This is a genomic window from Patiriisocius sp. 208BN25-11, assembly GCF_058147145.1.
On the sequence record NZ_JBYVJY010000003.1, the window covers coordinates 296,568 to 306,699 of the forward strand.

The 10,132-nt window shown below is 36.1% G+C and carries 10 protein-coding genes; 5 read left to right on the forward strand and 5 right to left on the reverse strand.

The annotated features are described in order from the left end of the window. Positions 1–10 precede the first annotated feature (10 nt). The 3 genes from ACY2RS_RS06225 (at position 11) to ACY2RS_RS06235 (ending at position 1,712) form a co-directional block, all read left to right on the forward strand. The gene (locus tag ACY2RS_RS06225; protein ID WP_490097760.1) at positions 11–394 is read left to right on the forward strand and encodes a TraR/DksA family transcriptional regulator; all 384 of its coding nucleotides are present in this window, start codon (positions 11–13) and stop codon (positions 392–394) included. A 127-nt stretch (positions 395–521) separates the two neighbouring features. Further along, positions 522–1,082 carry a hypothetical protein gene (locus ACY2RS_RS06230; RefSeq protein WP_490097761.1) on the forward strand — a complete coding sequence of 187 codons (561 nt, stop codon included), beginning with the start codon at positions 522–524 and terminating at the stop codon, positions 1,080–1,082. A gap of 33 nt (positions 1,083–1,115) precedes the next feature. Next, complete coding sequence (locus tag ACY2RS_RS06235) at positions 1,116–1,712, forward strand: lipoprotein signal peptidase (RefSeq protein ID WP_490097762.1); 597 nt, start codon at positions 1,116–1,118, stop codon at positions 1,710–1,712. Between the two features lie 14 nt (positions 1,713–1,726). Here the strand turns inward: ACY2RS_RS06235 and ACY2RS_RS06240 are convergent, their stop codons facing one another. The 5 genes from ACY2RS_RS06240 to ACY2RS_RS06260 all read right to left on the reverse strand — a co-directional run bounded on the left by ACY2RS_RS06240 (position 1,727) and on the right by ACY2RS_RS06260 (position 5,887). Continuing rightward, complete coding sequence (locus ACY2RS_RS06240) at positions 1,727–2,152, reverse strand: response regulator (RefSeq protein ID WP_490097763.1); 426 nt, start codon at positions 2,150–2,152, stop codon at positions 1,727–1,729. Between the two features lie 12 nt (positions 2,153–2,164). Then, positions 2,165–3,265, reverse strand: a complete 1,101-nt coding sequence (locus ACY2RS_RS06245; RefSeq protein WP_490097764.1) for a PAS domain-containing sensor histidine kinase — start codon at positions 3,263–3,265, stop codon at positions 2,165–2,167. A gap of 131 nt (positions 3,266–3,396) precedes the next feature. Next, on the reverse strand, positions 3,397–3,957 hold the full coding sequence (locus ACY2RS_RS06250) for a 5-formyltetrahydrofolate cyclo-ligase (protein WP_490097765.1): 561 nt from the start codon (positions 3,955–3,957) through the stop codon (positions 3,397–3,399). After that, on the reverse strand, positions 3,957–4,958 hold the full coding sequence (locus tag ACY2RS_RS06255) for a succinylglutamate desuccinylase/aspartoacylase family protein (protein ID WP_490097766.1): 1,002 nt from the start codon (positions 4,956–4,958) through the stop codon (positions 3,957–3,959). The genes ACY2RS_RS06250 and ACY2RS_RS06255 overlap by 1 nt, the downstream gene beginning before the upstream one ends. A gap of 59 nt (positions 4,959–5,017) precedes the next feature. Then, on the reverse strand, positions 5,018–5,887 hold the full coding sequence (locus ACY2RS_RS06260) for an ATP-grasp domain-containing protein (protein WP_490097767.1): 870 nt from the start codon (positions 5,885–5,887) through the stop codon (positions 5,018–5,020). Positions 5,888–6,037: 150 nt separating this feature from the next. Between ACY2RS_RS06260 and uvrC the strand changes: the two genes are divergently transcribed. Both uvrC and ACY2RS_RS06270 read left to right on the forward strand, forming a co-directional pair. After that, complete coding sequence (gene uvrC, locus ACY2RS_RS06265) at positions 6,038–7,849, forward strand: excinuclease ABC subunit UvrC (protein ID WP_490097768.1); 1,812 nt, start codon at positions 6,038–6,040, stop codon at positions 7,847–7,849. Between the two features lie 9 nt (positions 7,850–7,858). Beyond that, positions 7,859–10,108 carry a patatin-like phospholipase family protein gene (locus ACY2RS_RS06270; protein WP_490097769.1) on the forward strand — a complete coding sequence of 750 codons (2,250 nt, stop codon included), beginning with the start codon at positions 7,859–7,861 and terminating at the stop codon, positions 10,106–10,108. Positions 10,109–10,132 lie beyond the last annotated feature (24 nt).

Consider the following 10,132-nt stretch of genomic DNA (forward strand, 5'->3'; position numbering starts at 1 on the left):
CCTAATCCCTATGGCAACAGATGTAAAAAGCAGATATAGTGATGCAGAGCTAGAAGAATTTAGAGTTCTTATTAAAGAAAAAATAGTAGCTGCACAAGAGCAATTAGAACTTATTGAAAGTGCGTATAGAAACGATAGTAATAACGGTACAGATGATACCTCACCTACGTTTAAAGCCTTTGATGAGGGAAGCGAAGTAATGAGTAAAGAAACGTCTTCTCAATTGGCCATTCGCCAAGAGAAATTTATTAGAGATTTGAAGAATGCATTGATTCGTATTGAAAACAAAACCTACGGTATTTGCCGTGTTACTGGAAAGTTAATAAATCCAGAGCGTTTAAAATTAGTGCCTCATGCAACCTTAAGCATCGAAGCTAAGAACATGCAGAAATAAATTTTATATTGAAGTATTTAAAAAGACCTTACCTTGTGTGAGGTCTTTTTTGTTTTATCTCATGCCAAAATACTACTACATACTATCCTTTTTTCTCATAACAACTAGTGTTTTGGGCCAGAAAAAAATGCAGAAAATTTTAGCTGCAAATAGTATAGAAAAGCTGATCATAGATGGGACTCATTTTTCTGAAATTAATTTTCGATCTGAAAACATTCAGGATATTATTATGGTTGCTACCGTGCAGGGCGAAACTTTTGAAAACGTATTATTGAAAACAAATCTGGAAGATGGTGATTTTAGTATTGCTGCTGGGTATACGCCTTTTTTTAAAGCTCATGATGATAAACTAGCGGCGCATAAAGTGTTGTCTTTCGTACTTGACATTCGTGTTCCAGAACATCTAGATATCGATGTGGTAGCAGGACTTTCAAATCTATCATTTCAAGGATTTTTTGGTGCTGTAAACGCTCAGCTAGCCGCTGGGAATTGTGTTTTAGATAAGTTTCATGGAGCTGGGGATATTGTATGTAATAAAGGAACAGTTTCAGGTACTGTAGCTGCAGAGGTTTTGATGGTAAATATACTTGAAAAACAAAACTTGCAAACCATTGTTACTCAAAAAGATCCTTTGCTTCTGAGAATTACTGCAAAAGGAGCAGCAGTCTCCATAACTCAAACCGAATAATAATGTTATTTTTGCCAGCGTTATTAAGCAGCTATGACTTTAAAAAAATCGGTACTTCTTATTGTGTTGATCTTATTAATAGATCAAATTTCAAAAATATATATTAAAACGACCTTCCAACTTCATGAAGAAGTGGAGGTGTTTTCTTGGTTTAGAATCTTATTTGTAGAGAATGAGGGAATGGCGTGGGGGGCAAAAATACCAGGAACCTATGGCAAGCTTATTCTAACCTTGTTTCGATTGGTTGCTATTGTTGGTATTGGGTATTGGTTATGGGATAGTGCGAGAAAAAAAGGATCTGGTATTTTGCTAGCTGCCATAGCATTGATCTTTGCTGGAGCCATGGGTAATATAATTGATTCTGTATTCTACGGAATTGTATTTGACGGTAGTTACGGAAACGTTGCTACAGCTTTTGCAGAAGAACCCTATGGTACTATATTTCATGGTAAGGTAGTAGATATGCTATCTTTTCCTTTATATGATGGTGTATTGCCAAATTGGATTCCGGGTTGGGGTGGTGAGCGATTTACCTTCTTTGATCCTGTATTTAATGTTGCAGATGTCGCTATTAGCACAGGTGTTGGGATGCTCATTGTATTTCACAAAAGAACATTTCCGAAGAAATAAAAAATAAGGACTACTTAAGCAACGCCTTTGTTTGAGTAAAAAATCGCTTCAAAATCGTCCATGTTTATGGGCTTCACAAGATAGTCTGACACATCACTAAATTGTTTTGACTTCTCGATATCTTCTGGGTTAATAGAGGAGCTCACGATATACAAAGTTGTTTTATTTTTAATGGGTGATTTAATTTGTGTAAACTCTTTTAAGAAGTTCCACCCATCCATAACGGGCATATTTAAATCTAAAAGGATGATTTCTGGAAAAGCGTTTTCATTAATACCTGAAATGATGGCTTTAAAATAATCAATAGCCTCTTTACCATTTTTAAAAACCAACAAATTTTCAGATAGATTTTTAATGTTGATAATCTTTTTTACCAAGTTGATATACACATCATCGTCATCAATAATGCAAGACAGTTTTATGGGGCTAGTTAGCTTCATGGCGAGGTTGTTTTATCGAATGGTAATGGTAAAAGTGGTTCCTTCATTTACTATACTGGATACATCAATAGTACCCCCCATAGCTTCTACTTGATTTTTTGTAATAAACAAACCAATACCCACAGCATTTTCATTTCTATGAAAGGTTTGATACATATTAAATATCTTCTCACCAAATGTATCTAAATCTATGCCTACTCCATTATCTTGTACAATCAACTTCTTAACATGGTTGTCAACACGGGTTGATATCTTAATAATAGCGTTTCTATCTGGGTGTTTGTATTTAATCCCATTGGTTAAAAGGTTTAGCAGAATACTATCTAGATAAGCAGGAAAGTAGTCTATAGTATCTAAAGCGCTAAAGTCTTGTATTACTGTTGTGTTGCTTTCATTGATTAGACTTTGAATCGAATGCAAAACACCATCTAAAGATTTTTGAATACTCAAATCTTTTGTTGGGACAATGTCCTTGGTATTGATGGTTACAATTTCACTAAGATGTATGATGGTATCACTTAAACTTTCTGAAATATCTTTAATTCCATTCATTAATTCAAGCTCTTCTTCTTTACAAGAAACTGCCTCTAATAGCGTAAGCGTAAGTTGTAAATTACTAGAATGTGAACGTAAATTATGTGAGACAATATGGGCGAAGTTTAACAATCTTTTATTTTGAGATTCAATTAAATCATACGATTTTTTGAGCTTAATTTCTTTGCGCTTTTCTTCGTCAATATCTCTAAATACTCCCTGAACACCAATGATTTCATTGGTATCATTATAGATTGGTTTTCCGGTAGATTTTACCCAAAATTCTTCTCCATTTCTAAGCATTTTAATGGATTTTGAAAAGGGAGTGCCATTACTACAGGCCATAAAAGTTTCCATAGCTTCTTGTCGGTGCTTTCCTGGAGCGTACAAGTTAATGAGTTCATACAAGGTTGCTCTATAATCTTCTGGTAATTGAAGAATTCTTCTAGCCTCTTCATCTAAGTAACTTTTTTTATTTACAAAATCGATACTCCAACCGCCAGAAGCTGTAAGGGCAGCAATTTGCTTGTAATAAAAGTCGTATTTATCCTGATTTATAAATGGCGGGGATTGTTCCATTGGGTTTGTTTTGTCTTATTATAAAGATTAAAAAACTAGGTTTTATGTCTGTAATATACTAATTTTCAAGAAATGAAATTAGAATATCATTAAATAAACACAGATTAAGTGTCGTTTTTTATCGATTAAAGTCAGAATTTATAGGATTTTTTAGGAGTAATACAATAGTGAAGTGCGATGTCAAGTGCGTTACTTGGTATCTCTTCTTCTACCTCAAAAAATGAAAGTCCGATAAAGATTGTTTCGGGTTTACATTGCTGTAAAAACCGATCATAAAAGCCCTTACCATAGCCAATTCGGTTCCCTTTTTTGTCAAAAGCAAGTAGGGGAACAAATACAACATCGATACTTGTTACAGGCACTTCGATTCCACCTTCTGGTTCGGGGATACCATATGCTGAAATTTGAATGCGTGTGTTTTCTTGCAGTAAAATGTGCTGTAATGAATAGGTTTCAAAATTAGATTTTGAGACAACAATAGTTTTGTCTCTTCCTTGTAAAATATGAAGTAAGTAGGAGGTGTCTACTTCTTTTTTGTTTTCAATGGATAAAAAAATATGATAATTGGTGTGTTCCCAAATGGGGAGCTTTAAGGCTTCATTGGCAATAGCAAGACTTAGGTCTTCAACGGTCGTTTCATCTAGGGAAGCGCGTTGTTCTTTATAATATTTCCGAAGTGCTTGCTTGTCCATTACTCTTGATCTTCTTCGGTGGCTACCTTAGAGGTGTTACTCTGTGTGGAGATATGAAAGATAGCATCTCCTTGGTTTACAATAGGGGCTTGGTTTACATTGATAATATAGCCTTCATTAGGCGCCAGTACTTTAAAGCGCATGGTGCCATATGGATCTGTAATGGTCGCTAAGAATTCGCCTTTTTCGACATGTTTATTGCATGGAATTTTCACGTGTAGGAGACCACTTTTTTGAGCTCTAATCCATCTACTACTATTAATGATAACAGGTGTTGTGTTTTTTTGAGGCACTTCTATTAATGGCGAATGCATATCTAAATGTGCCAAAATACGTTGCACCCCTTCAACCCCTTCTTTTACAATATGTTTGTTGCTGTTTAAAGATTTACCACCTTCAAAAAGCAATACAGGAATGCCCATTTTATTACAGGTAGTTCTGTAAGATTTGCTAATATTTCCAGAGTATACGGTAAAAGGTGCATTGAATATGTTGGATAATTTTAGCAACTCAGGATTATTAGGTTCAATTCTAATTTGTGCTGCATTAAATCGCTGCGCACCTCCCGTATGAAAATCTAAGCAATAATCTGCAAAGGGTAAAATTTCTTTGGTGAAATAATAGGCAACTCTACTTGCCAAAGATCCTGTTTTAGTACCAGGAAACACACGGTTTAGGTCACGCCCATCTGGGAAGGTTCTATCTGCATTTAAAAAACCAAAAATGTTAAGAATAGGAATACAAATGGTGGTTCCAGTTTTGGGTTTATTGATTTTTTTGGCAATAATCTGACGTACAATTTCAACGCCATTAATTTCATCTCCATGTATTCCACCTGTAATAAGCACAGTTGGTCCTGGAGTTTTGGCGCGTTCAATAATAACCGGAATCTCTACTTTAGTTGAGGTGTAAAGTTTTGCAAAGCTAAAATTGATGGTTTTGCTTTGTCCTAAGGCTATTTTTTCGCCTAGAATGATAAGATCTGTGTTTTTTATGGCCATTTAAATGGAACTGTTTTTATTTGATATACTGGCAAATTGCTACTGAGCACTGCTACTGCTTATTTCATTTGTTCTATGAATTGAATAATTCTTTTTGAAATATCAATTCCTGTAGTTGTTTCTATGCCTTCTAAACCTGGAGTAGAATTCACTTCCAATACCAAGGGTCCTTTGTTTGATGCTAATATATCGACACCACAGACATGCAATCCTAAGGTTTTTGCAGCTGCAATGGCTACCTCTTTTTCAGCCTGCGATAATTGTAAGGTGGTGGCACTTCCACCACGATGTAGGTTCGATCTAAAATCGCCATCCTTCGATTGTCTTTTCATGGCCGCTATAACTTGACCATCAACAACAATGGCTCTCAGGTCTGTTCCTTGAGATTCGGCAATAAATTCTTGCATAACAAACTTTACACGAGCAGTTTGCAATGTTTCTACAGTAGACAAGGCGTTTTTAAAATTTTCGCAGAGAATAACTCCTTGTCCGTGGGTGCCCTCTAGGATTTTAATAATCACAGGTCCTTCGCCAAAGTCTTTTAGAAACGCTTCCAGATATTGATACGATCCTAAGGTTGTTTTTGGCATAGGGATCCCTGCCTTCGCAAGTATTTGAAAACAAGTCCATTTGTCTCTGGAGTTTATAATTCCTTGAGACGATGCAATGCTAAATACGCCCATGGCTTCAAAATGACGTACAATAGAGGTGCCTCTGTAGGTGTTTGATGCGCCAATTCTGGGAATGATAGCGTCTAAATCGTCAATAATTTGATCGTGGTATTGCAAAATCGCTTTGTTGTTTTCGATCATAACATTACAAAAGGCAGGATCGATCACTTCTATATCGTGATTTTGAGCTTCTCCAGCTTTGAGCAGACTTTGGGTGGAGTAAAGGTGTTCTCCTCTAGAAAGAATTGCGATGTTCATGTTTACTAACTTGGTTACTGCAAGGTAGAAAAAAAATAGTTTAGCTGTTTATGAGTCGATTAGTTTATACGTTTTAATTAAGGTGAAAAACCTACCAATAATTTCACAAAACCATACCTAAAATAACTCAAATGCTTCTATCTTTACGGTATGGCAGCAGCACCTGTATCGCTTCAAGTTTCTACATTACCAGATACTCCTGGGGTGTATCAGTACTATGATAAAGAGGGGCAATTATTGTATATCGGAAAAGCTAAAAACTTAAAAAAGCGAGTGGCTTCCTACTTCAATAAGACGCACGATAATGCGCGTACCCGCATGTTGGTGAAGCGTATTTTTGACATCAAACACATAGTGGTAGCCTCAGAGACAGATGCCTTGTTGCTTGAAAATAACTTGATTAAAAAGTACCAGCCTAAATACAATGTGCTGCTTAAAGATGATAAAACCTATCCTTGGATTTGTATAAAAAATGAACGTTTTCCGCGTGTGTTTCCAACTCGTAGGCTTATTAAAGATGGTAGCGAATACTTTGGGCCCTACACCAACTTTAAAACAGTACATACCTTACTAGATCTTATAAAAGGTTTGTATCCTTTGCGCACCTGTAATTACGATCTTGCGCATGAAAAGGTGACTAATGGCAAGTACAAAGTATGTTTAGAATACCATTTAGGAAATTGTTTGGGTCCTTGTGAGGGTTTGCAATCTGAAATATCCTACAACGAGTCTATTGCCGAAATACGTAACATTTTAAAAGGAAATTTTAAGGCATCACTGGGCGGATTTAAAGCACAGATGAAACAATACGCAGCAGATTTACACTTTGAAGATGCACAGCGCGTAAAAGAAAAAATTGAAACTTTAGAAAATTACCAGAGTAAGTCTACCATTGTAAACCCATCGATAAGCAATGTAGATGTGTTTAGTGTGATAAGTGATGAGAGTTATGGCTATGTAAACTTTTTACAACTTTCATATGGGGCTATTGTAAGGAGTCACACCCTAGAAATAAAGAAAAAATTAGACGAGACCGATGCACAATTGTTAGAACTTTCTGTAGTAGAACTGCGGCAGCGATTTCATTCACAATCTAAAGAAATTTACGTCCCTTTTGAGATTGATGTAGAAGCTGGAGTAAAGTTACATGTCCCCAAAGTAGGGGATAAAAAGAAAATACTTGACCTTTCTACCCGAAATGCAAAGTATTACAGGATGGAGCGTTTTAAACAAGCCAAAATTGTAGATCCAGATCGACATGCCAACAGAATCATGGCGCAAATGAAAAAGGATTTGCGTTTAACTGTTGAGCCACGACACATAGAGTGTTTCGATAATAGTAATATTCAAGGAACCAATCCGGTAGCGGCTTGTGTAGTCTTCAAGAATGGAAAGCCAAGTAAAAAAGACTATCGAAAATTTAATATCAAGACTGTAGTAGGACCAGACGATTTTGCCTCTATGGAAGAGGTGGTCTATAGAAGATACAAACGCTTGGTAGAAGAAAAACAACCATTACCGCAACTTATTATTATTGATGGAGGAAAAGGACAATTGTCTTCTTCATTAAAAGCCCTCGATGCATTAGAACTAAGAGGTAAAATTGCCATTGTTGGAATAGCCAAAAGATTAGAAGAGTTATTCTATCCAGATGACCCTATTCCTTTGTACCTTGATAAAAAGTCTGAAACCTTAAAAATCATACAACAGTTACGAAATGAAGCCCATCGTTTTGGAATTACGTTTCACAGACAAAAAAGAAGTAAAGAAGCATTAAATACAGCCTTAGAAACCATCCCCGGAATTGGTGAAAAGACGGTGGTTGAATTACTTCGTGAGTTTAAAAGCACCAAACGAATTGCCGAAGCAAGTTTTGAAGACTTAGCTAAGGTGGTAGGCGCTAGTAGAGCAAAAAAAATTAAAGTACATTTCAATACAACAAACCCTAACAAAAACACGTAGTATACTTTCATGAAATACCTTTTAGTTATCTTATGGATATTTTCTACTTACTTTGGATATGCTCAAAGTAAGGATACGCTAGGAATTCCCCCCAAAGACCTCAAAGTTGGTTTGGTATTGAGTGGGGGAGGTGCTAAAGGTTTAGCGCATATTGGAGTTTTAAAAGCAATTGAAGAAGCTGGAATTCGTATTGATTATATAGGTGGTACTAGTATGGGTGCTATAGTAGGAGGTTTATATGCCTCTGGATATACAGCAAAACAACTCGATTCTATTTTTAGAACGGTAGATTACAATTCGTTGATTCAAGATGACGTTCCAAGAAGAGCCAAAACCTTTTATGAAAAAGATGAAAGCGTAAAATATGCGCTCACTTTACCCTTCGATAGGTTCGAAATTGCCTTTCCATCTGGACTATCAAAAGGACAAAATGTGTACAATCTTTTTTCAAAACTAACGTCGCATGTAAATGATATAGAAGATTTTAGTACGCTACCAATCCCCTTCTTTTGTGTGGCAACCAATGCAGAAAATGGTGAGATGGTCTTGTTAGAAAAAGGCTATTTACCCAGAGCAGTTTCTGCAAGTGGGGCATTGCCAACCTTATTTAGTCCAGTAGTGATTGACGATACGATTTTGATAGACGGCGGTGTTGTAAATAACTATCCAATAGATGAGTTACGTGCCAAGGGTGTCGATGTAATTATTGGTGTCGACGTGCAAGACGAAAACAAGAAAAGGAAAGATCTTACGTCTGCCTTAGATGTGATTCTGCAAATCAATAATTACAATACGGTGAAGCAAATGGAGGTGAAGAGAGCACAAACAGATGTCTATATCAAACCAAATATAGAAGACTTTTCAGTGGTTTCTTTTGATGAAGGAAGCACCATTATTCAAACAGGAGTGGATGCCGCAAAGACCGTTACTTCGCAATTAGATAGCATTGCAAGGCTACAAACTAAAAGCATAAAAAAGCCTGTACTATTTCAGAACAGAGAAGAATTTTTTATCAAAGAAGTAAGGGTTGAAGGAAATAAACAATACACAGACGCATACATTTTAGGGAAACTAAAGATTAAAACACCGGCTAGAATTACCTTTTCTGCCTTTAATGACGGAGTAAACAATCTTTCGGCTACTGGAAATTTTGATGATATCGATTATCGTTTTGTTAAGGACGAATGGAACCAATTTACCGTCCTGTTTAAGGTGCGTGAGAGTACATCCAATATGTTACTTCGTCTCGGGGTACATTATGATGCGCTATACAAAACAGGGGCTTTACTAAACGTTACTAGAAAACGTTTGTTTACAAACAATGATATTGCTTCTCTAGATTTTGTTGTGGGAGATAATGTGAGGTACGACTTTAACTATTACATAGATAAAGGCTATTATTGGAGCTTCGGTTTTAACTCTACCTATCATTTTTTTGATAAAAACGTAGCAGCAGATTTTGTAGTCAATGATCTAGACATTTCCCCGGGTATTTTAGTAAATAAAATTGATTTGCAATACAGCGATTTTACCAATCAATTGTATGCAGAAACTATTTTTAAACGTACTTTTTTATTAGGTGCTGGCATCGAACACAAATACCTTCGCTACCTCTCGGAAACCATTGGAACAGATGAAAATAATTTTCCGAGAACCATTTTTGAAAGTACGAACTACTACAGTGGTTTTGGAAATTTGAAATACGACACTTTTGATAATGTTTTTTTTCCAAAAGAAGGGCTACAGTTTGAAGGAAATGCTCAGATATATCTTTTTGCTGATGGTAGAAATAGAGATTTTGAACCTTTTACTATTTTGAAGAGCACTGTAGGGTATGCAAAAACGTTCTTCGGAAATATTACAGGGGTGTTTACCACAGAGGGCGGATTTAAAATTGGTAGCGACACCACAAATTCGCTAGATTTTTTATTGGGTGGTTATGGTTTTAAAGAAATTAATAACATCCTCCCATTTTATGGATATGAGGCGTTAAGCCTAAGAGGGAACACCTATTTAAAATCGGGTATTACCTTTGATTATGAGCTATTTAGAAACAATCATATTAATATCTTCGCCAACATTGCTAATGTAGGAGATGATCTTTTTGAAACTGGAGGTTGGATAGATAGTATAGATTATAGTGGCGTTGGCGTAGGGTATGGTTTAGAAACTTTTCTTGGACCCTTAGAGGTAAAATACGCCTATTCGCCCGAGCGTGAAGCTAGTGAATGGTATGCCCGTGTCGGATTTAGATTTTAAATATTTGAGACGTTTTCTAGCTGA

What these genes read in the sequence shown, in the direction of transcription:
- ACY2RS_RS06225 (WP_490097760.1), top strand. Translation starts at nt 11, where the DNA reads ATGGCAACAGATGTAAAAAGCAGATATAGTGATGCAGAGCTAGAAGAA.
- ACY2RS_RS06230 (WP_490097761.1), top strand. Translation starts at nt 522, where the DNA reads ATGCAGAAAATTTTAGCTGCAAATAGTATAGAAAAGCTGATCATAGAT.
- ACY2RS_RS06235 (WP_490097762.1), top strand. Translation starts at nt 1,116, where the DNA reads ATGACTTTAAAAAAATCGGTACTTCTTATTGTGTTGATCTTATTAATA.
- ACY2RS_RS06240 (WP_490097763.1), bottom strand. Translation starts at nt 2,152, where the DNA reads ATGAAGCTAACTAGCCCCATAAAACTGTCTTGCATTATTGATGACGAT.
- ACY2RS_RS06245 (WP_490097764.1), bottom strand. Translation starts at nt 3,265, where the DNA reads ATGGAACAATCCCCGCCATTTATAAATCAGGATAAATACGACTTTTAT.
- ACY2RS_RS06250 (WP_490097765.1), bottom strand. Translation starts at nt 3,957, where the DNA reads ATGGACAAGCAAGCACTTCGGAAATATTATAAAGAACAACGCGCTTCC.
- ACY2RS_RS06255 (WP_490097766.1), bottom strand. Translation starts at nt 4,958, where the DNA reads ATGGCCATAAAAAACACAGATCTTATCATTCTAGGCGAAAAAATAGCC.
- ACY2RS_RS06260 (WP_490097767.1), bottom strand. Translation starts at nt 5,887, where the DNA reads ATGAACATCGCAATTCTTTCTAGAGGAGAACACCTTTACTCCACCCAA.
- uvrC (WP_490097768.1), top strand. Translation starts at nt 6,038, where the DNA reads ATGGCAGCAGCACCTGTATCGCTTCAAGTTTCTACATTACCAGATACT.
- ACY2RS_RS06270 (WP_490097769.1), top strand. Translation starts at nt 7,859, where the DNA reads ATGAAATACCTTTTAGTTATCTTATGGATATTTTCTACTTACTTTGGA.